This window comes from Kineococcus xinjiangensis (assembly GCF_002934625.1).
GTDB lineage: Bacteria > Actinomycetota > Actinomycetes > Actinomycetales > Kineococcaceae > Kineococcus_A > Kineococcus_A xinjiangensis.
In genome coordinates, this window is record NZ_PTJD01000013.1 from 104,536 (window position 1) to 124,698 (window position 20,163).

A 20,163-nucleotide genomic window follows, 5' to 3' on the forward strand; every position below is an offset into this window, starting at 1 on the left:
TCACCGATCTTGGCTCGTAGGTGTGCCAGAGAGTCTGGCTCACCACAACCGGCGGGCATGTTCGCGCCCGATCGCCGGTAGTGGCGTGCCGTCGTCGTGGACTACGGCTGCAGCACCGCGGTCACGGTGACCTCGCCGTACCGTTGTGGTGCCACGGGTTGTGAGGTCGAGGTGCTCGGAGCCGGCTCGCTCCAGGCGAGGGTGCGAGTCCAGGTGTAGGTGCCTGGTTCCGCCTCCGTGACGTCGATCCGCCACCCTGTGAAGTTGAATGCTCCTCCGGCCTCTCGCGTCTGGAAGCAGCTGGGATCTGCGCTGGCCAGGACCAGGACGCCGGAGCTGCCCTGTGCGCTGATCGTCTCCGGAGAGCACTCCGCGGGAGTGAGGAAGGCGTCCGTGATGGGAAGCCGACCTGTGGGGACTTCCGACCACAGGTCCAGGCGCAGCTCGTGGGGGCCTCCGCAGTGCAGCTCGAGGGGGTGGCTCGGGTCTGCGCCGGTGCGGCCGGGGACGCGGATCGAAGCATCGAGGGTCACAGGGGTCGGGGCGTCACCCGTCACGGCAGCAGGAGCCGGCTCCACGGGCGCGAACTCGGCGCTGGTCGTCCAATGGACCGGGTCTGCGGAGCCTGGGCAGCTGGAGGTCGAACCCGTCGGCTCCCCGCATCCTGACGCGCACAGCAGAGCCACCACCATGACCACCCGACCTGCCTGCACATCCACCCTGCCCACTGTGTCTGCCCGTGCGGTCCACGAGTGCTCAGGCGGCACCGGATTCACCCGTCCAACGCGCTCTCATCGACGATCGCGGATGAGCGCCGACCGTCGTGGGCGCGTGCCACTCGCGGCGTCGGCGATCGTGGAGCGACGCGATCGCGCCCCTGCTGGGACCGGAACGGCACCGAAACTGGCGTCAGCGCTGGTCCCAACGGCTGATGTCGGCGCCGTCGACCTCCACGATGCGGCCGTTCTTGGCACGGTGGTCGTCGTGGACATCGAGGTCGCCGACGCGGGCGACGACGGCTGCGGCCGGGCGGTTGCCCTCGTCGACGGCAGCCTCCGGGCCCGTGCGATGGGCACTCATCCGCGCACCGGGCGAGGCTGACGGTGTCTACGCGGAACTCTCGGAGGCTGCGCCACGTCAGGCCCCGGGAAGTCCCCGGCTACGCCGAGGCACTGGTCCACGGGCGGACACCGCAGGTGCCGGCCAGACCGCCGGCCCTGCTGTCCGGACCGACAGCGCACCAGCTGGGGGTGCGCCTGCTCATCCACGGTGCCCTGGCGTTCGCGGTGAGCCTGACGATCATCTTCCTGATCCCCGAGGCGCAGCGCCACGAGACACTCGGCTTCATCCCGGTCATGGCGCTCGGGTTCGTGCCCTTCATCCTGACCGGGCGCTGGTGGAAGGCCGTGGGCAGGCGCAAGATCGAGGAACTCCAGCACGGCTACACCACCCTGACGATCACCTTCGGGCAGTTCCACAACGGCGGCGGCAGCCACGTGCGCGACACCGACGCCGGCCCGCCCTGGGACTACAGCGGCACCTGGGTCCTGCACCGGGACGGGCGCGTGAAGTCCGCCCCGCAGCCCGGCTACGACCCTCCCGGCCTCTACCCGTCACCCGTGCGGCGAGGCGCGTACGAGCTGTGGACGGGCGCCTCCTGGACGGGCCACTACACCGCCTGAGTGCGTCGCAACCTCGGTCACGGACGGCGCCCACCGCCCGGGTCCCGTCGCTCCAGGCGCAGTTGCGCCGCCCACGTCGAGGCCAGTTCGTCGACGAGGAGGTCGAGCTCGTCGGCGGTGACGGTCACTGCGCCCGGCCACGTCCCGGACTCGGGCCAGGGGACAGATCCAGGGGTCGACGCAGGGCGGAGGAAGACGTGCTGGTGGAAGTGGGCGACGCCCATGCCCACGATCGCGCTGAACACGTGCGGGGTGGCGAAGTGCCCGGCCAGGACGCGGGAGGCGATCCACCCCGCTTCGGCGACGGCCATCGCCTCCTCGCGGGTCAGGTGCTGCCAGCGCTCGACGTGCCGCCGGCTCTCGACGAACAGGTACCCCGGCGCCACTCCGGTTCCAGGGCTGCTGACGGGCCTGTGGGACACCACCACGAGGTCGTCGGACCAGACGAGGGGACCGACCAGTGGCCCCTCCCCGCGGTGCTTGGCGCAGATCGCGCATCCGGTCCCCACGTCCATGGCAGGACGGTAGAGGCGCCGTGCGCTGCTCGGCAGCAGCCCTGACGACCATGCGCCCGGCGGCAGACGCGGACGCGGTCGGCGCGCACCGATGACTACGGTCCGTCCCGGGAGTCGATCCTGACGAGGACCCCGACGAACACCACGGAGGAACGAGCATGCGCACCCTCATCGTCACCGCCTTCATGTCCCTCGACGGCGTCATGGAGGCCCCCGGCGGCGAGCCCGGCTACCGCAACAGCGGCTGGACCTTCAAGGACATCGAGTTCGACCCCGCGGTCTACGAGATCAAGGGGCGCGAGCAGGAGGAGACGAGCGCCCTGCTGCTCGGGCGCGTCAGCTACGAGGCCTTCGCGCCGATCTGGCCGACCATGGACGAGTTCGCCGGCTACAACGCCATGCCCCGCTACGTGGTCTCCACCACCCTCGAACAGGGCGACGAGCGCTGGCCGGCCACCGTCCTGCGCTCCCTCGAGGACGTCGCCGCGCTCAAGCAGACCGAGGGCGGCCCCATCGCCGTGCACGGCAGCGCCACCCTGGGGCGCGCGCTGGCAGATGCGGGGCTGGTCGACCGCTACCACCTGCTCGTGTTCCCGGTCCTGCTCGGCGCCGGGAAGCGCCTGTTCAGCGACGCCGACAAGGACAAGCAGTTCCTCACGGTCCGCGAGTCCGAGACCTACGGCAACGGCATCACCAAGCTCGTCTACGACGTCAACCGCTGACCCTCCCTCAGGGCTCCGGTGACGACGCTGCGCTGCGACGCGGGGCGGCAGCACCCCGACGCCACGACCGCGCCGGCGACGCCGGCAACCACCCCGCCCGACCCGGCGCACGTCCCCTCAGGGCCCACACCCGATCATGGCGAGCCGGTGGCCTCCTGCGCGGGCTCCGGCGTGGGCTCCGGCGCGGGCTTCTCGCGCTGCTCGAGGAAGTAGGCGCCCAGGGCGCCGGCGAGCGTGGCGAAGATGGCCACCGAGTACACCGCCAGCGCCACCTCCAGCACCCGCGCGAACGTCCCGGGAGCCGACAGGGTGTTGCCGGCGATCGTGGCGAGCGCCGCGGCGTGCAGGGCCGCGGCGTAGTCGTCGTAGGAGCCCAGCAGGTACAGCGCCTGGCTGGAGCCGAGGATCACCACCGCCGTCAGCACGCCCAGCCAGGAGACCCGGCTGGACAGCAGCCGCCCCGCCGAGCGCGATCCGCGGATGCTGGCGGAGAGCACCCCGCCCACGCGCAGCACCCGGCCCGCGCGGATGAAGCGCAGCAGGCTGAGCGCCCGCACGAACCGCAGGAACGGCAGCAGGAGGAAGACGAGCTGCCACCAGTTGCGGCGCCAGAAGCGGCCCCGGTCGGGGGCGACGTAGGCGCGCAGGGCGAACTCCAGCGCGAAGACCAGCCAGAGCACCCAGCCCGCCACCGTCAGCGCGGTCGCTAGGCGGGGGTCCTGCGCGAGCGACTGCCCGAGCACGACGAGCAGGAAGACCACGCCGAGAACGCTCATCGGCGTGTCCAGCCGACGCGCCAGCAGCTCGGCGCCGTGGAGGTCCCGCTCCTCCTCGGCCCGCTCCTGCTCGGCCCGTTCCCGCTCAGCCCGCTCCGCACCACCCATGCTCGGGACCCTCCCACGGCGGCTGCCCGTGCTCGACCCGCGCCCCGTCCTCTCTCGGCCCTGCTTCGACTCGCGCCGACCGGGTTGCGGGAGCACGCTTCACCCGTTAGGCCGCAGCGCTGGTGCTGCTGAGGTCACCCACTGTGACGCTCCGTGCCTACCATCGAGGAAGAAGGCCTCGCTCAACTCACAGCGTCGTGATCGTCGAGGTAGGTGATCGCATGCTCGGACCAGCCCCCACGGGCGCGCCGGGACCCGTCCTGTCGCGGGAGGGCGGGGTGCGGGTCGTGCACGGGCCCGCGCCCGGCCTGTCCCGGGCCGTGGCGGCCGACCTGGCCGAGGTGCCCTGGTCCGGCTTCACCGAGGCCGCCGACGCCGTCCTCGCCCACCTCCAGGAGCGGTTCGGGATGGACCTCTGGGTGGTCACGCGCGTCCGCGAAGGCTCCCAGGAGGTCCACGTCGCCCGGTCGGGGGCCTTCCGCATCCCCCAGGGCACGCCCCTGCCGTGGCTGGACTCCCTCAGCCGGCAGATCCACGCGGGCTCCGCCCCCCGCGTCGCCACCGACGCGCGCATCGAGATGGCCTTCGGTGCGCCGGGAGTGGACCGCCGCTTCCGCGTCGGCGCCTACCTCGGGGTGCCGCTGCTCACCGAGGAGGGCCACCTGCGGGGGACCCTCTGCGCGTTCTCCGGCAACCGACAACCCGACGAGCTCGCCCTGGAGCTGCCGGTCGTCGAGCTGTTCGCCCGCCTCCTCAGCACCCTCCTGGCGAAGGAGGAGTTCGCCCACGAGCGCTCCGAGGTGGCGGCGGCCGCCTATGCGATGGCCAACCGCGACCCCCTCACCGGCGTGCTCAACCGGCGCGGCTGGGAGCGCGCGCTGGACGCCGAGGAGCAGCGCTGCCTGCGCGGCGGGCGGTGCAGCGCGGTGGCCGTCGTCGACCTCGACGGCCTCTCGCAGATCAACGACTCCCTCGGTCACGAGGCCGGCGACGAGCTGCTCGTGCGGGCGGCCCGGGCGCTGGAGTCGGCGGTGCGGCCCTGCGACCAGGTGGCGCGGGTGGAGGGCGACGTCTTCGGGCTCATCGCTGCCGACGCGGGCGGTGAGGGGGTGCGCGCGTGGGCGGCGCGGCTGGGCTGCGCGCTGCGCGCGGCGGGCGTGCAGGCGTCGATCGGTGCCGCGGCCAGCAGTCCGGACCGGCCCCTCAGTGACGCCTGGCACGCCGCGGACGCGGCGATGCGCGCCGACAAGCAGTCCCGGCGGGGACCCCGGCGCCGCGCGGGCTGACCCGGCGGTTCAGTCCTGAGCGTCGTCCGGGTCGCCCGCCAGGGCGCGGGCCAGGGCCTGCCCGGCGGCGTCGAGGTCCGCGTAGTCGTGCTGGGCGTCCTGGTGGACCTGCTGGTCGATCCAGCGCATGTGCAGCTCCCACGCCGACTGCCTGCTGATGCCGAGCGCCTGGCCGATCTGTGCCCACGTGGCACCCGTGGTGCGGGCGGTGCGGACGGCGAGCTGGCGCCCGCAGCCGGCCTTGCGGGCGATGACCTCGCCGAGGGCCAGCAGTTCCAGCGCCTCCTCGCGGTCCAGGGGCTCGGGTGTGCCGTCGCGCTCCCCGAGCGGATCGGCGCCCTCCACGAGGGAGTCCCGGGCCCGCAGCACCTCGTAGCGGGCGACGGCGGCCGGCAGGGTGATCGTGCTCTCCAGCTCCTCCACGGTGACCACATGCTCAGCCTGACGTCAGGCTCTCCTGACGTCAAGGGTCGCGGGGGTCACCCGGCGGTGCTGATGACCACGCGGCGGTTGAGCTGGCGGCCCGCATCGCCGTCGTTCGGCGCGGTGGGGGCGCTCTCGCCCAGTCCCGACACCTGCAACCGGGAGCGGTGTGGGCCCCGTGTCCTCGCGCCGGAGACAGAGGGGCTCTTACCCTGGCCCTCCAGAACGCGGTGCCCGTCGCCGATGCTCGTCGAGTCCCCGTGCGATTCGGTGGACGGGCGCGGGCGGGGACCAGTCGGAGGAACGATGCGGGCAGACGGGACCGGAAGCGGGCGGGATCGCCCGGCCGTGCCGGGCCAGGTCGACCTCGTGCGCTGCCACCAGCGCGAGATCGTGCGCTCGGCGCGCGTCCTCTGCATCGGCCTCACCGCGCTCTACCTCTTCTACCTGGGGGGCGGCGTCGTCGGTGCCTGGCGCACCGGGGCCCCGCTGCTGACGGTCGTGAACTGCTGGCTGGCGGGCACCGCCGCGGTCATGGCCGCGAGCGGCTGGATCGTCACCCGGTTCGGCGCCCGGATGGGCCGGTGGGTGCATGCCGCCACCACTGCCGTCGGACTCGTTCCCATCTACAACAGCGCGGCCCTGCTGGAGATGACGCAGGACCCCGTGCAGTCGGTGAACCTGCTCCTCTGCATCACCGCGATGGGGCTGTTCGTGCTCAGCGTGCCCTGGTACGCCGCCCTCGTGGCCGCGGCGTGGGCGGGCTGGCTGCGGGTCGCCCTGTTCGCGCCGGCTGACGCCGCATGGGAGGTGTTCGCCTACGCGATGGTGGCTGCCACCGTCCTCTCGGCGGTGTCGCTGGCCGTTCGACGCCGCATGATCCGCGGCATGGAGGAGATGCGCGCCCAGCACGAGGGCGCCGCGCTGGTCGACGCCCTGACCGGGGTGTGCAACCGGCGGGGCCTCGTGGCGCTGCTGCCGCGATTCCTGCGGCGGGTCGGCGTCGGCACGGTCACCGTGGTGGCGGTGGACATCGACGACATGAAGGGCGTCAACGACACCCACGGGCACGCCGCCGGGGACGCGGCGGTCGTCGGGGCGGCGGACGTGCTGCGCCGCAGCCTGCGCCCCACCGACCTCATCGCCCGCACGGGTGGCGACGAGTTCGTGGCCCTGGTGGAGGCCCCCGACGGCGGGCCGGTGGCCGAGCGGATCCGCGCCGAGCTGGCGGCACACGCCGACACCGCATCCCACCCCTTCCGGCTGCGGATGTCCGTGGGGATCGCCACGCTGCCCGCCACGGCGGGCCTGGAGGAGATGCTCGCCGCGGCCGACGCCGCCCTGTACGAGGTGAAGGCGACGCGTCGCGGCGTGCCGGGAGCCGCCTAGCGCCGCGCGGTCCGGCCTGGCGCGGAACCCGTGCCGCCGACCGCGTCAAGGTGCGCCGCCCGGCCGCCGATGTTCCAGGGGATCCACCCATCGATCCCGCCAGGAGCCCGCCGTGCGCAGCATCCGGACCCGATTGGTCGCGAGCGTGCTCTGCGTCACCGTGATCGTCCTCGCCGCCCTCACCGCCGCCATCGCCGTGCGCGCCGAGAGGATGGCCGAGGGCCAGACACGGCAGTACACGGAGGCGATCGCCGCGCAGCACGCCGAGGTGACCGGGGAGCGGCTGCGCGCCGCCCTGGCCGTCACCGCCGAGGTGGCCTCGGCCCTGCAGGCGCTGCAGCGCACCGGGGGCGTGCCCCGCGAACAGGTGGACGCGATCCTCGAGGACTCCCTGCGCCAGCACCCCGGGTTCGTCGGCATGGGCACCATCTGGGAGCCCGACGCCTTCGACGGCCGCGACGCCGAGTACGCCGGGCACCCCTCCTCCGACGCCACCGGCCGGCTCATCCCGTACTGGTACTACGACGGCGGCGACCTCGCCGTCACCCCGCTGGTGGACTACGAGACCCCCGGCGCCGGTGACTGGTACCTCGTGCCGCGCGAGACCCTGCGCCAGACCGTCACCGAGCCCTACCACTACGAGGTGGCCGGCCAGGACGTCCTCATGACCACCGCCGTGACGCCCATCGTCGCCGACGGGAGGTTCCTCGGTGCCGTGACGGTCGACATCGGCCTGGCAGCCCTCACCGAGGAGATCGGCGAGCTCACCCCGTACGGCACCGGCTACGCCGCGCTGATCAGCGACGCCGGGGCCGTCGTCGCCCACCCGGACCCCGAGCGCCTCGACGAGAAGCTGGCGGGCCCCTTCGGCGAACTCGCCACCGGGGTCGCCGCCGCCGGGAAGGTGGCCACCGTCCAGGGCCACGACGACCACCTCGACGGCGACGCCATCACCGCTGCCGCCCCCGTGCCGCTGACCGAGGGCGAGACGTGGAGCCTGGTGGTGAGCGCCCCGACCGAGCGCGCCCTGGCCGCCGCCGCCGACCTGCGCACCTCCACCGTGCTGCTCGGGCTCGTGGCGCTGCTGGTGATGGGCGTCGGCACCTGGGTCCTCGGCTCGCGGATCAGCCGTCCCGTCGTCGAGCTGCGCGACCGCCTCGTGGCGATCGCCGACGGCGACGGGGACCTGACCCAGCGCGTCGACGAGAGCCGTCGCGACGAGCTCGGTGCTCTCGGCGCCGCCTTCAACCGGTTCGTGTCGAAGATCGCCTCGACCGTGGGGGCGATCGGTGCGCAGGCCGACCTGCTCGCCAGCACCTCCAGCGACCTCACCGGCATCGGCCAGCGCATGTCCACCGCCGCACGGCAGGCCAGCGACCACGCCGACGGGCTGTCCGCCACGGCCGGCACCGTCAGCGACCACGTCGCGGGAGTCGCCGCCGGCACGGAGGAGATGGGCCTGAGCATCGGGGAGATCGCCCGCAGCACGTCGGAGGCGGCGCAGGTCGCGGCCACCGCCGTGGAGGCCTCGCAGGCCACCACGTCCGTCATGGCGGCGCTCGCCGACACCTCCGCCGAGATCAGCGGGGTGGTGCGGACCATCTCGGCCATCGCCGGGCAGACGAACCTGCTGGCCCTCAACGCGACCATCGAGGCGGCTCGCGCCGGCGACGCCGGTCGCGGCTTCGCGGTCGTCGCGAGCGAGGTCCGGGAGCTGGCGACCCAGACCGCGTCCGCCACGGAGGAGATCGAGGGTCGCATCACCCGCCTGCAGACCGACGTCGACGGGGCCGTCACGGCCATCGCCCAGATCCGCGACGTCATCGAGCAGATCGACCAGATCCAGGGCGTCATCGCCGCCGCGGTGGAGGAGCAGGACGCCACCACCCGGGAGATGGCGCGCGGGGTGACCGAGGCCGCCAGCGGCACCAGCGAGATCGCGGGCAGCTTCGCCTCGATGGCCCACGCCGCCACCGCCACCCGCGCGGGGGTCGAGGAGACCCTCGCGAGCGGCGAGCGCCTCGCCCGGGCCGCCGACGCGCTGCGCGGGCTGGTGGGCGGCTTCAAGGTCTGACCCTCGCGGGCCGGGTTCCGCGGGCCGGTTCCGCGGATCAGGCCTCGGGGGGCAGGTCGAGGGAGCGCTTGTAGTAGCCCCAGGGGAACGTCATCGTCTTCACGAGCGTCCAGCCCTCGGCCTCCATGCGGCGCCGGGCGCCGGGGCTCCACGGGTGGCGGTAGTGCTCCCACTGGACGTCGGATTCCTCCACCACGTGGAAGAGGGTTCCGTAGTCCACGAGTTCCCAGCCCTTGCGGCCGTGCTCGGTGAGGACGGCCATCTCGTCCAGGGAGGTGAGGGGGGAGAGGACCTTGCGTTCGCGCGGGCCGGTCGTCTCCCCCGGGTCCGGGCGGCTGGGGGTGCCGAACCGCTGCTGGGCGGCCTGCTTGCTGACCCCGAGGAGCTTGCCGAGGGTGTCCCAGCTGTGGCCGGCGGCCCGGGCTCCGGCGGCCGCCTCGCGCAGCAGGCGACTGGTCTCCTCCGCCGCGACGCGGGTCGCGGCGACGAGCCGCAGGGCGGCCTCGGGATCGTCGGCGAGGGACTCGCGCATCCCTGCGGGCGTCGCGAGCACGGCCTCGGTGACGGCGTCGCGCAGGGCCTGGACCTCGGCGTCGGTGAGCAGCCCGGTCGTGGGGCTCACGAAGGCTCCTCGCGGGGGCCGGTGGCGTCGCGCAGGGGCTCCAGGGCGTCGAGCGCAGCCCGGTCGCGGCGCTGCTGCTCGGCGTCGATCCGGCGGCGGCGGTGCCGGGCCGTCGCCAGGCGCAGGAGCACCAGTGCGACCAGCACGGCGACGGCGCCGCCGGTGACGAACCCCAGGGCGGTGCTGGCGACGTTGCCCCACGACCACCCCCCGCGCAGGGAGGAGACGAGGATCGCTCCGGCGAGGGCCACCGCCACGAGGACGGCCGGGGCGAGGAGACGGGTCCAGCGGGGACGGCGCGCGGTGGTCGTGCTCATGCGCCGGTCCCGGGGGCTGACGCGGCGGCGGCGGCGCGGGCGTGGCGGCGCTGCACGCCGACGGACCAGCCGGCTGCGACACCGGCGCCGGCGAGTGCGACCAGGACGAGGACGGAGCCCAGGGTGCTCTCGGGGCGCAGCAGCAGCACGAGCGAGGCGACGGCGAGGGGCAGGAAGGCGAGGGGGCTCACGCGGGAGGGAGTGGACGGCTTCGTCGAGGAGGGCATGCGTCAAGTAGAACTTGACACCACCCGGTCGTCAAGCACTTCTTGACGATTCCCGCCGTCGGGGTGACACCCCTCCACGGCCCGGCCCGGAGCGCCCTACGGCCCCGCGGGAACCCGCCGCGCCGCGTCCCGCGGCTCCAGCTGCTGGCGCAGCAGCCACGGCTGCACGTCCTCCGCGGGCATCGGCCGGGACAGCAGGTACCCCTGCATCTCGTCGCAGCCCATCTCCGTCAGGCGCTGGCGCACGTCGCTGGACTCCACGCCCTCGGCGACGACGGTCAGGCCCAGGTCGTGGCCCAGCCCCACCACGGAGCGCGCCACCGCCTCGTCCTTCTCGCAGGTCATGAGGTGCGTGACGAAGCCCCGGTCGATCTTGAGGCTGCGCACGGGCAGCGTCTTCAGGTAGGACAGCGACGTGTAGCCGGCGCCGAAGTCGTCGATCGACACGGAGATCCCCATGGTCTGCAGGCGGCGCAGCGTCTCCGCGGCGCGCACGGGGTCCACCATGACGGCCGTCTCCGTGATCTCCAGCTCGAGGGCCGTGCCCGGCAGCTCCGCCTCGGCGAGCAGGTCCACGACCTGCTCGGGGAAGCCCGGCTCCAGCAGGGTCGGCGGGGCGATGTTGACGGCGACGTCGACGTCCCAGCCCAGTGCCCGCCACGCCGCGCACTGGTGCACCGCCTGGCGCAGCACCCACGTGGTGAGGGGGCGCAGCAGCGCGGTGCGCTCGGCCATCGGCACGAACGCGCCCGGAGGCAGGAGCCCCCGCTCGGGGTGCTCCCAGCGGACCAGGGCCTCGAAGCCCACCGTGCGTCCCTCCCGCAGCGACGCCTTCGGCTGGTAGTGCAGCCGCAACTGCCCCACGTCGATGGCGTGGCGCAGCTCCGACAGCAGCCCGAGCATCTGCGCGTCGTGGGGGTCGTCGGCGAAGTCGTAGCGGCGGGCACCGCCACCGGAGCGCTTCGCCTGGTACATGGCGACGTCCGCCTGCCGCAGCAGCACGTCGAAGTCGCCGCCGACGCCCGCCACGGCGACCCCGATGCTGACGCCCACCTCGAGGGTGACGCGCTCCACCGTGAAGGGACGGCTCAGCGCCGCCACGATCGCCTCGGCCCGCCGCAGCTCCAGCCCGGCGGGGGCGGGATCCGTCACCAGGACCGCGAACTCGTCCCCGCCGAGGCGGACCACGACGTCGTCGGGACGCACCGCCGACCGCAGCGCCGCGGCCACCTGCACGAGGAGCTCGTCGCCGACGGCGTGGCCGAGCGTGTCGTTGACCGTCTTGAAGCCGTCGAGGTCCAGCAGCAGCAGTGCCACGTCGCGCGGCCCGCCGCGACGGCGCGCGCCGGACAGCGCCGCCGTGCCGGCGCGCGTCAGCATCGCCCGGTTCCCCAGTCCCGTCAGCGCGTCGTGCAGGGCCTCCTGCTCGCGCCGCAGCACCCTGCGGCGCGCCCCGATGCCGGCGGCCGCGAGGACGAGCGCGAGGAAGGCGGCGCCGCCGTAGAGGTTGTGTGCCGTGGTGGTCAGCGACGTGGCCAGGGCGTCCTCGGGGAGCAGGACCTCCGCGACGAGCCCGCTGGGACCGCCGGCGGCCTGCGGCGCCACGAGCACCGTGGCGGTCGCCTCGTCGCGGCCCTCCTCGCGCTCGAACTCCACGACGGGCTGCCCGTGCAGCACCTCGACCAGGCCGGTGCGCTCGGCCGCGCTCAGCGGCCCGACGTTGCGCTGGTCGCTGTAGACCAGGTGACCGTCGGGGTGCCAGACCTGCAGGCCGATGAGCCGGCCCTCCGAGCGCAGCCGCTCGACACCGGCGTCGAGGGCGCGCCGCGCCTCGGGCGCGAGGTCCACGCCCGCGGAACCGGGCGCGGGCAGGACGGGCTCCAGGAGGAGCTCGCTGATGAGCTCTGCGTCCGCCACGACCTGCTCGAGGGCCGCGTCGTGCGTCTTCCGCTCCAGGCTGACCGCCAGGGCCGCGACGGCGAGGACCGACAGGACCAGTGCGACACCGAAGATCCGCCAGGACGTGAGGGCGCGGAGCACCTCGCCACCTCCGCATCCCGGTCCGCCGATGGACGGGCGCCTCCCGTCCACCAGGAGATTCGGCAACCGCCGGCCCCGGCTGGACACGGGCTCCCGGGCCTCACCCGGTCGGAGCAGCGCCGCACCCGCGCCACGCTCAGGACTGCGCGGGTTCCTCCCCGGTGCGCCGCAGCCGGTCGAGGTCCGCGGTCAGCAGCCCGAGGAGCACCAGGTCCACGAGCAGGCCGGCGGTCGCCGTGAACTGCGAGGCCGCGAAGAGGAACACCTGGGTCAGGAGCAGCGACACCAGCACCGCCCGCTGGAAGGACTCCACGGCCGCCCGGCGCCCCTCGTCCCGCCAGCGGCGCAGCCCCGCGAGCGCGAGGAAGAACGACGCCGTCGCCCCCAGCAGGACCCCGCTGAACGAGACGCCGTCACCCTCGCCGGCCCGCCACAGGCCCACGGCGATGAGCGTCGCCCCCAGCGCCTGCGCCAGCAGCAGCGCGCCCATCAGCGGCACCGCCCAGCGCGTGCCGGCCAGCCGGTCGAACAGGCTCCGGACCGCCACCCACAGGTCCTCCAGGTGGTGGGAGGGGGAGACGGGAGCGGGGCGCACCTGCCGCAGCAACCGCCCGATCTCCGCGGCGCCGGGGGAGTCGCCCGCCTTCTCCAGCAACCGCAGCGCGTCGTCCCTGCGGCGTTCCGACAGCCGCCCGGCGAGACCGTCGACGAGCGCGAAGGCGGCGCCCGCCACCCGCTCGTCGGGGTCGAGGGGCCGGCTCCTGCGCCAGCGCGTCGCCCACGTCACCAGTAGCGCGAAGACCACGTACATGATCGCCGCGGCCGGCTCGTAGAAGTAGTCGTTGTCGGTGGTGACGAACTTGCCGACCTCGTCGATGAACAGCCCGAACCCCACACCGCCCAGCACGGCGGCCGGCGGGCGCGGGCCGGCGCCGATGTGGGCGAGCAGGAGGACCAGCGCGGCGAGCATGAGGAGGCCGCCGGGCAGGACGTGGGCGATGTGCAGGCTGGAGCCGCCGATCTGCGGGTAGCCGGTCAGCTCCAGGAACAGCCGCGTCAGCAGGATGGTCGAGACGGCCGTCACCACCAGCGTCGTCAGGTGCTGCACCCCCTTGGGGCTGCGGACCAGGTCGACGTGCAGTCGGTGGCTCAGGCGGCGGATCACTCCTGCCACGGCGCGCGGGGGTCGGTCGGGTCGGTCGGCATCCGGCCACGGTAACCACGGCCGCGCCAGACGCCAGCGGAGCGCGCGCAGCGGGGTGGTGGGACCGGGACTGCCGGCCCACCACCCCGCCCGCGTCGGATCGCCTGCCTCAGCTCACGCGGCCCGTGGCCCGGGAGAACGTGAGGGAACCGCGCTCGAAGTCCTGCCGCACCCCGTCGGGGACGGCGTACTCACCGCTGCGGGGGTGGCCCAGGCGGCCGCCCTCCCAGCCCTGCCGTGCCCACGCCTCCCGGATCGCGCCGGTGACGATGTGCGCGCCGGTGGCGGGGGACCAGTAGATCGCGCCGCCCTGGAAGGCGGTGAAGGCCCCGCCCCGCACGGCGATCTCCCCGGTCACGGGGTAGCCGAGCAGGGAGTTCTCCCACTCGACGGCGGCGTAGCGGTCGAGGATCGCACCGCGCACCTCGTGGGCGCCGGTCGCCGGGCTCCAGTAGACGAGCCCACCGGAGAACCGCTGCACCACACCGCCGCGGATGCGGACCTCCTCGCCGCGGGGGAAGCCCAGGGCGGAGTTCTCACCGCCCTGGCGGATCCACGTCTCCCGGATCGCGCCGGTGACGATGTGCGCGCCCGTGGCGGGGCTCCAGTACACCGCCCCGCGCTCGAACGTGGTGACCGCACCACCGCGCACGGCGGTCTCGCTGCTGGTCGGCCAGCCCAGCGGCCCGTCCGGCCCGTTCACCGCGCGGTAGCGGTCGAGGATCGCGCCGCGGACGTTGTGCGTGCGGCCTGCGCGGGTGAAGTCCACCGAGCCGTCCGGGCGCTGCGCGACCGGTGCCGGGGCCGGGGCGGGTGCGGGTGCCGGAGCGGGGGCGGGTGCGGGTGCCGGCTTCAGGGTGGGGGTGGCCGTGGGCGTCGCGGTGGGCGTGGTCGTCGGGGTGGCCGGTGCCGGTGCGGGTGCCGGTGCCGGCTTCAGGGTGGGGGTGGCCGTGGGCGTCGCGGTGGGCGTCGCGGTGGGTGTGGCCGTGGGAGTCGGCGTGGGGACGGTCGCCTTCGCGAGCACCGTCGCGAGGTCGAAGCTGGGGTGGGGCGGCTGGTTGTAGCCGGAGTTCTGCCACGCCACGCCGGTGCGGTACTGCGTGTCGTGCATCAGCGTGATCAGGCGCAGGTCGGTGAAGTAGGGCGTGGAGTAGATCCGCAGGGCCGTGTTGTCCCAGGTGCGCCAGACGACCTCCTCGCGCCAGTCCCCGAGGATGTCGCCGGAGAGCGCCGCGTTGGACTTGGAGGTGTTGTTCGAGTTCACGCCGGAGCCCGTCAGGAGGCGGGCGTCGCCGGTGGGGCTGTACTTCGAGATCTTGATGTGGTCGAGGAGCTCGCGCACCGGGTCGGCGTCCCACCAGACGAGACCGTTGATCGAGGAGGGCTTGGCGATGCCGAGGTCGGTGCCCCCGGGGCCGCGCACCGCGCCGTCGCTGGAGGACCAGGACTCCGCGCCGGGGCTGCCGGCCCAGATGTCGGCGGAGACGCCGCGGCCGTTGTCGTAGCCGGCCGGGGTCGTCCACAGCACCTCACCGGTGCGGGCGTCGGCGAAGTAGGAGGTGGGCTTGTTCGTGTGCTCGTTGACCTTGAAGACCTCCAGGCCGGGGCGCGAGGGGTCGAGGTCGCCGACGTGCTGGGCGTCGCCGTGCTCCATGTGGGTGTTCCACAGGCCCTTGCCGGTGTCGTCGAGGGCCATGCCGCCGTAGACGATCTCGTCCTTGCCGTCGGCGTCCACGTCGGCGACGGAGAGGCTGTGGCTGCCCTGGCCGGCGTAGGTCTCGTTGCCCGGGGTCGACGTGTCGAACGTCCAGCGCGGGGTGAGCTTGCCGCCGCGGAAGTCCCAGGTCGAGACGACGGTGCGGGCGTAGTAACCGCGGGCCATGACGATGCTGGGGCGCGAGCCGTCGAGGTAGGCGGTCCCGGCGAGGAAGCGGTCGACGCGGTTGCCGTAGTTGTCGCCCCACGAGGAGACGGTGCCGCGCGGAGGGGCGTAGGGGGCCGACGCGAGCGCCTTGCCGGTGAGGCCGCTGAACACGGTGAGGAACTCGGGCCCGGTGAGCACGTAGCCGCCGGAGTTGCGGTGGTCGGCGCTCGCGTTCCCGATGACGACGCCGGTGCCGTCGACGGTGCCGTCCGCGGTCTTCACGGCGACCTCGGCGCGGCCGTCGCCGTCGTAGTCGTAGACCTGGAACTGGGTGTAGTGCGCACCGGCGCGGATGTTGCGGCCCAGGTCGATGCGCCACAGCCGGGTGCCGTCGAGGCGGTAGGCGTCGAGGAGGACGTTGCCGGTGTAGCCCTTCTGGGAGTTGTCCTTGGCGTTGCTCGGGTCCCACTTGACGACGAACTCGTAGTCGCCGTCGCCGTCCAGGTCCCCGACGCTGGTGTCGTTCGCGGAGTAGGTGTAGGCCTCCCCGGCCGGGGTGGTACCCCCGGCGGGGATCTGCAGCGGCACGTCGAAGTACCCCGCGTCGAGGGTCAGGGACGGTCCCGATGCCGCCTGCTCCACGCCACCGACCACGGGGCGCACGGTGTAGACCGCGGTGGCGGGCGCGCCGCCGTCCCAGTGGTTGGTGCCGGCGGTCAGCGGGGCCGCGTTCACGCGGGTGGTTCCGCGGTAGACGTTGAAGGCCACGGCGGCCGGGTCGGTGGACAGCAGTCGCCAGGTCACCAGGTTGCCCTGGCCGGAGCGGACGCTGACGACGCCGCGGTCCAGCGCCTCCACCTGCCGGGTCGCGGGCGCAGCCTCGGCCGGGGGCGCCACCAGGGTGGGGCCGCTGAGGACGGCGCCGGCGGCGAGCGTGGCCAGCAGCGAGCGCCGCATGCGCGGCGACCGGCGGGGAGGGCGTGCGGGGGACGAGGGGGCGTCCGGGCTGTAAGCGGTCACAGGAGGGAGGGCATCACCGAGAGCCACCACAAGCCAGCGTGCAGCGAGCCCGTACCTCCAGGGGGGTGAACGTCGTCACCCGCCGTGCCCAGTGGTGCGCGTCGGGTGCCCGTCGGGCGGGTCGAACCCGGGTGTCGAACCCGGGTGTCGAACTCGGACGGAAGGCGTCCATCACGTGCCGAGGCGCGGCTGCTCCGTCGGGGTGTCGTTCTCCCGGTCTATCCGTGGGCGGTGGCGGGATGCCGATGAGCGGGGGAGGAAGCCCGTCCTCTGCAGGGAGAAGCCGTGAAGAAGATCGACAGCCGCACCGGACTGATCACCAGCGCCGCGATGGTGCTGGCGCTGTCGCTGGCGGCCGTGAGCAGCCCCGCCCACGCCGATGACGAGCCCAGCACCGGCGCCAGCGGTGTCCTGGAGGTGGAGATCCGCCCGGCGATCGCCACCCCCAGCGGGGTCGTCACCGTGGCCGCGGAGTACGAGCTCGAGGACGGCGAGGAGGAAGAGGACGACGACGAGCCCGACGCGGGCACCGGTGCGCCCGTGGAGCCGCTCGCCGCTGAGCTTCCGGGTGCCGGTCCGGGAGCGGCTGCGGTGGAGATGGTGGTGGACTTCGGCGACGGATCGACGCCGCAGTCCATGCGCGTGGTCGGTTCCTCCGAGGAGGTGAAGGGCTTCGGCAAGCACGCCTACGCGGAGGCCGGCACCTACACGGTCACGGTGACCGCCACCGCGACCGGTGGCGAGCCGGTCAGCGTCCCGGTGGAGGTGCAGGTCGGCGGCGGCACCGCTCGCATGGGCGGCAAGGACCGCTTCGAGACGGCCAACCGCCTGGCGCGGGAGGACTTCCCCACCGACGGGGAGGCCGGGGCCGTTCTGCTGGCCCGCTCCGACGCCTTCGCCGATGCGCTGGCCGCCGCCCCGGTCGCCCTGCTGGAGGAGGCGCCCGTCCTGCTGACCGCCACCGCCGATCTTCCCGTGGCCGTGCAGGAGGAGATCGTGCGTGCCCTCGGTGAGACGGGCACCGTGTACGTCCTGGGCGGCGACGGGGCCATCTCCCCGGCCGTCGTCGACCAGTTGACCGCTGCCGGCTACGAGGTCGTCCGCATCGCGGGGGCGGACCGCATCGAGACCTCGCTGAAGCTCGCGCAGTTCCTCATCGACGCAGGGGTCGACATCGACGAGGTCGTCCTGACCTCCAGCAGCAACTTCCCCGACGCCCTGGCGGGTGCCGCCTTCGCCGCCAGCGTCGACGCGCCGGTGCTGCTGACCGCGCCCGGAGCCCTGGACCCGCGGGTCCTGGCGCTGCTGGAGCGGCTGGGGGACGACGTCACCGTCCACGTGGCCGGTGGTGCCGGTGCGGTGAGCGACACCATCGTGGAGGAGCTGCGGGCCGCCGGTCTGGAGGTCGAGCGCCTCGCCGGCAGTGACCGCTACGAAACCTCCGCCGAGATCGCGAGCATCCTCTTCCCGGCCGCGACGACCGTGGTCCTGGCCACCGGGTCCAACTTCCCCGACGCCCTGGCCGGTGCCGCCGCTGCCGGTCGCCGCGACGCGCCGGTCCTGCTGGTGGGAACCACGCTGCCGGAGTCGGTGCGCGACTACCTGCAGGCCGGCAAGGGCCGCATCCAGGCGGTCTACGTCCTGGGCGGCGACGCGGCGGTGCCCGCGTCCGTGCGCGCCGAGGTCGAGGCGATCCTCGGCCTGTGACACCCGGCCCACCTCGACGCCGTCCCCCTCCTGGCACGCCGGGAGGGGGACGGCGTCGTTCGGGCCGGACCCGCCGGGCCCCGGCGGGGAGGCGGAGCGGTCCCGGCGGGCAGGACGGGCCTCGCGGGGGCGGTGGCGGGACGGGGCGGTTCGCGGCGCCTGGAAGCATGTCCGCGTGATCCCCCCCGACGGGTCCTGGCTGCCCGCCGTCGTGGTGCTGGCGGTGACGGTGGCCGCCGCGGCGCAGGTGCTCAGCGGCATGGGGTTCGCCCTGGTGGCCGGTCCGCTGCTGGTCCTCGCCCTCGGCACCTCCGACGGGGTGCGGCTGAGCGTGGCCATGTCGATGGTGCTCAACGTGGTGCTGCTGGCCGGGTCCCACCGGCTGGTCCGCTGGGGCGACGCCGCCCGCCTCTTCGTGCCCGCCGCGCTGCTGGTGACCCCGACGTTCCTGCTGACGGCGCACCTGGCCGGGGCGTGGATCTCCGCCGCCGCCGGTGCCGCGGTCCTCGTAGGGGTGGGCCTCATCGCCTCCGGGCGGCGGGCGCGCTGGGTCGACGGCCCCGCCGGGCCGGTCGCCGCCGGCGCGGGCAGCGGTGTGCTGAACGTGCTGGCCGGGGTGAGCGGCCCGCCGGTGGCGCTGTTCGTGGCCCACCGCGGCTGGGCCCCGCGCGTCGGCACCGCCACGCTGCAGGCCTACGCCCTGCCGCTGAACGCCGTGACCCTCGCGGTGCTCGGGCTTCCCGCGGCGCAGCCCGGGCAACTGCTCGGGGCTGCCGTCGGCCTGCTCCTCGGAACCGGGGCCGCCTGGCCCCTCCGCCGCCGGATCAGCGCCGCCGGTGTCCGCGTCCTGGTCCTCGCCCTGGCCACCGCCGGAGCGCTGCTCCTCCTCGCCCGGGCGGCCGGGGAACTCCTGTAGGGGACGTCCCGGCGCGTGGGCCGCCCGCGCTCCCTCGCGGTTCCGCGGCGGGTTCCGGTGCAGGTCTGGTTCGCGGTGGACTGCGTCCAGGTGCAGCCGGTGACCCGAAGCCTGGCCTTCCCCGCAGTCCCGCGGGGGCGCTCGGGGAACTGCTCGCCGGGCCCGCGACCGTCGACGACGCCGTCTGCGCGATCGAGCGCAGCCGCGGCTGCTCAGGCGGTCTCGCGCGCGGCCGGCAGAGGCAGGTCCGGTGCCGCTGCCGGTGCGGCGGTCGGGACGGCGACCGGCGCGCGCAGTTCGTCGATCCGCACCAGGGCGACGCCCGCCACGATGAGGGCACCGCCGGCGAACTGCACCGCCGCGGGTGCCTGCCCGAGCAGCACCCAGGCGAAGAGGACCGCGAACAGCACCTCCGTCAGTCCCACGAACGAGGCGACCTTCGCGCCGAGGCGACGGGCGGCGCCGATCCCGGCGGCGTAGGCGATCACCGCGGCGACCAGCGACAGGCACAGCACCGGCACCAGCCAGCTCACCTGCGCGCCGAACAGGACGACGTCCACCAGGGGCGCGCGCACGGGGAGGAGCCCGCCGACGGCGAGGAGGACGAGCGCGAGCGCGCCGACGCACATCCCGCCCCAGGCGAGCACCAGCGGCGGCAGCGGGGCCTCGTCGCGGGAGGACAGCAGGAAGTACATGGCCAGGCCGACCGCGGCGCCGAGCCCCCACAGCAGGCCGGGCAGCGTGACGCGCTGGGCGCCGGTCAGGTCGAGGACGAGCACCAGCCCGGCGACCGCCGCCGCCGCGCCCGCGACGGTGAGCCGCCGCGGGCGCTGCCCGTGCCGCAGCCACAGCCACCCGACGACGAGGATGCTGCCGAGGTACTCCAGCAGCAGCGCGACGCCCACGGAGACGTGCTCCAGGGCGCTGAAGTACGCGAGCTGGCAGCCGGCGATGGCGACGAGCCCGTAGGCGATCACCATGCCGCGGGCGCGGGCGAGCAGGCCCCAGCGCCCGCGCAGCTGCACGAGCGCGACGGGGGTGAGGACGAGGGCGGCGAGGGTGATGCGGGCGGTGACGGCCGCCCCGGGCGTCCAGCCCGCCTCGATGAGGGCGGAGCCGAAGGCGCCGGACGTGCCGAACGTCGCCGCCGAGACCAGCGCGAGGGCGAGGCCGGTGCCGCGGCCGCTCGTGCGGGGGGCCGGGCGTGGCGTGGAGGCGGGCACGGGGTCACACTCCGGGGTGCGGGAGGTCGCCCATCGGTAAGGGCCTAC

18 protein-coding genes and 1 pseudogene are annotated in these 20,163 nt (G+C 74.4%); 7 read left to right on the top strand and 12 right to left on the bottom strand.

Annotated elements, in window-relative coordinates; translation table 11 throughout:
* Positions 1–909 precede the first annotated feature (909 nt).
* A complete protein-coding gene (locus tag CLV92_RS21585; protein WP_158257293.1) occupies positions 910–1,080 on the bottom strand; it encodes a hypothetical protein in 171 nt (56 codons plus the stop codon).
* A gap of 116 nt (positions 1,081–1,196) precedes the next feature.
* Between CLV92_RS21585 and CLV92_RS16560 the strand changes: the two genes are divergently transcribed.
* Complete coding sequence (locus CLV92_RS16560; RefSeq protein WP_104434533.1) at positions 1,197–1,682, top strand: hypothetical protein; 486 nt, start codon at positions 1,197–1,199, stop codon at positions 1,680–1,682.
* Between the two features lie 17 nt (positions 1,683–1,699).
* Here CLV92_RS16560 and CLV92_RS16565 read toward each other — a convergent pair whose 3' ends face one another.
* The gene (locus CLV92_RS16565) at positions 1,700–2,197 is read right to left on the bottom strand and encodes an HIT family protein (protein WP_104434535.1); all 498 of its coding nucleotides are present in this window, start codon (positions 2,195–2,197) and stop codon (positions 1,700–1,702) included.
* A gap of 158 nt (positions 2,198–2,355) precedes the next feature.
* On the opposite strand from CLV92_RS16565, the gene CLV92_RS16570 reads away from it, so the two are divergent.
* Positions 2,356–2,919, top strand: coding sequence for a dihydrofolate reductase family protein (locus CLV92_RS16570; protein WP_104434537.1), 564 nt, complete (start codon positions 2,356–2,358; stop codon positions 2,917–2,919).
* A gap of 134 nt (positions 2,920–3,053) precedes the next feature.
* Here the strand turns inward: CLV92_RS16570 and CLV92_RS16575 are convergent, their stop codons facing one another.
* Positions 3,054–3,803, bottom strand: coding sequence for an ion transporter (locus tag CLV92_RS16575; RefSeq protein ID WP_211291202.1), 750 nt, complete (start codon positions 3,801–3,803; stop codon positions 3,054–3,056).
* Between the two features lie 221 nt (positions 3,804–4,024).
* Between CLV92_RS16575 and CLV92_RS16580 the strand changes: the two genes are divergently transcribed.
* The gene (locus CLV92_RS16580; protein WP_104434539.1) at positions 4,025–5,089 is read left to right on the top strand and encodes a GGDEF domain-containing protein; all 1,065 of its coding nucleotides are present in this window, start codon (positions 4,025–4,027) and stop codon (positions 5,087–5,089) included.
* Between the two features lie 9 nt (positions 5,090–5,098).
* Here the strand turns inward: CLV92_RS16580 and CLV92_RS16585 are convergent, their stop codons facing one another.
* Complete coding sequence (locus CLV92_RS16585; protein ID WP_104434541.1) at positions 5,099–5,521, bottom strand: hypothetical protein; 423 nt, start codon at positions 5,519–5,521, stop codon at positions 5,099–5,101.
* A 339-nt stretch (positions 5,522–5,860) separates the two neighbouring features.
* On the opposite strand from CLV92_RS16585, the gene CLV92_RS16590 reads away from it, so the two are divergent.
* Entirely contained in the window at positions 5,861–6,901 is a 1,041-nt protein-coding gene (locus CLV92_RS16590; protein ID WP_158257294.1) for a GGDEF domain-containing protein, read from the top strand.
* Positions 6,902–7,013: 112 nt separating this feature from the next.
* Positions 7,014–8,975 carry a methyl-accepting chemotaxis protein gene (locus CLV92_RS16595; RefSeq protein WP_146099600.1) on the top strand — a complete coding sequence of 654 codons (1,962 nt, stop codon included), beginning with the start codon at positions 7,014–7,016 and terminating at the stop codon, positions 8,973–8,975.
* 37 nt (positions 8,976–9,012) lie between these two features.
* Here the strand turns inward: CLV92_RS16595 and CLV92_RS16600 are convergent, their stop codons facing one another.
* From CLV92_RS16600 to CLV92_RS22940, 7 genes and pseudogenes are all read right to left on the bottom strand, one after another.
* The gene (locus tag CLV92_RS16600) at positions 9,013–9,597 is read right to left on the bottom strand and encodes a hypothetical protein (RefSeq protein ID WP_104434547.1); all 585 of its coding nucleotides are present in this window, start codon (positions 9,595–9,597) and stop codon (positions 9,013–9,015) included.
* On the bottom strand, positions 9,594–9,914 hold the full coding sequence (locus CLV92_RS16605; RefSeq protein ID WP_104434549.1) for a hypothetical protein: 321 nt from the start codon (positions 9,912–9,914) through the stop codon (positions 9,594–9,596). Before CLV92_RS16605 ends, CLV92_RS16600 begins: the two co-directional genes overlap by 4 nt.
* Positions 9,911–10,141 carry a hypothetical protein gene (locus CLV92_RS16610; RefSeq protein WP_146099601.1) on the bottom strand — a complete coding sequence of 77 codons (231 nt, stop codon included), beginning with the start codon at positions 10,139–10,141 and terminating at the stop codon, positions 9,911–9,913. Before CLV92_RS16610 ends, CLV92_RS16605 begins: the two co-directional genes overlap by 4 nt.
* Positions 10,142–10,237: 96 nt before the next feature.
* Positions 10,238–12,181, bottom strand: coding sequence for a putative bifunctional diguanylate cyclase/phosphodiesterase (locus CLV92_RS16615; RefSeq protein WP_104434553.1), 1,944 nt, complete (start codon positions 12,179–12,181; stop codon positions 10,238–10,240).
* 136 nt (positions 12,182–12,317) lie between these two features.
* Positions 12,318–13,355 carry a hypothetical protein gene (locus CLV92_RS16620; protein ID WP_146099602.1) on the bottom strand — a complete coding sequence of 346 codons (1,038 nt, stop codon included), beginning with the start codon at positions 13,353–13,355 and terminating at the stop codon, positions 12,318–12,320.
* 139 nt (positions 13,356–13,494) lie between these two features.
* Positions 13,495–14,409: an LGFP repeat-containing protein gene (locus tag CLV92_RS23105; protein ID WP_425433584.1), complete on the bottom strand. Its 915-nt coding sequence runs from the start codon at positions 14,407–14,409 to the stop codon at positions 13,495–13,497.
* Positions 14,383–16,206 (bottom strand): annotated as a pseudogene (locus tag CLV92_RS22940) (rhamnogalacturonan lyase); the annotation flags it as partial. The pseudogene CLV92_RS22940 and the gene CLV92_RS23105, both read right to left, overlap by 27 nt.
* 348 nt (positions 16,207–16,554) lie before the next feature.
* Between CLV92_RS22940 and CLV92_RS16630 the strand changes: the two are divergent.
* Both CLV92_RS16630 and CLV92_RS16635 read left to right on the top strand, forming a co-directional pair.
* Complete coding sequence (locus CLV92_RS16630) at positions 16,555–17,976, top strand: cell wall-binding repeat-containing protein (protein ID WP_104434559.1); 1,422 nt, start codon at positions 16,555–16,557, stop codon at positions 17,974–17,976.
* A gap of 175 nt (positions 17,977–18,151) precedes the next feature.
* Complete coding sequence (locus CLV92_RS16635; RefSeq protein ID WP_104434561.1) at positions 18,152–18,892, top strand: TSUP family transporter; 741 nt, start codon at positions 18,152–18,154, stop codon at positions 18,890–18,892.
* A 212-nt stretch (positions 18,893–19,104) separates the two neighbouring features.
* On the opposite strand, the gene CLV92_RS16640 is transcribed toward CLV92_RS16635, so the two are convergent.
* Positions 19,105–20,115 carry an EamA family transporter gene (locus CLV92_RS16640; protein WP_104434563.1) on the bottom strand — a complete coding sequence of 337 codons (1,011 nt, stop codon included), beginning with the start codon at positions 20,113–20,115 and terminating at the stop codon, positions 19,105–19,107.
* Positions 20,116–20,163: the final 48 nt, after the last annotated feature.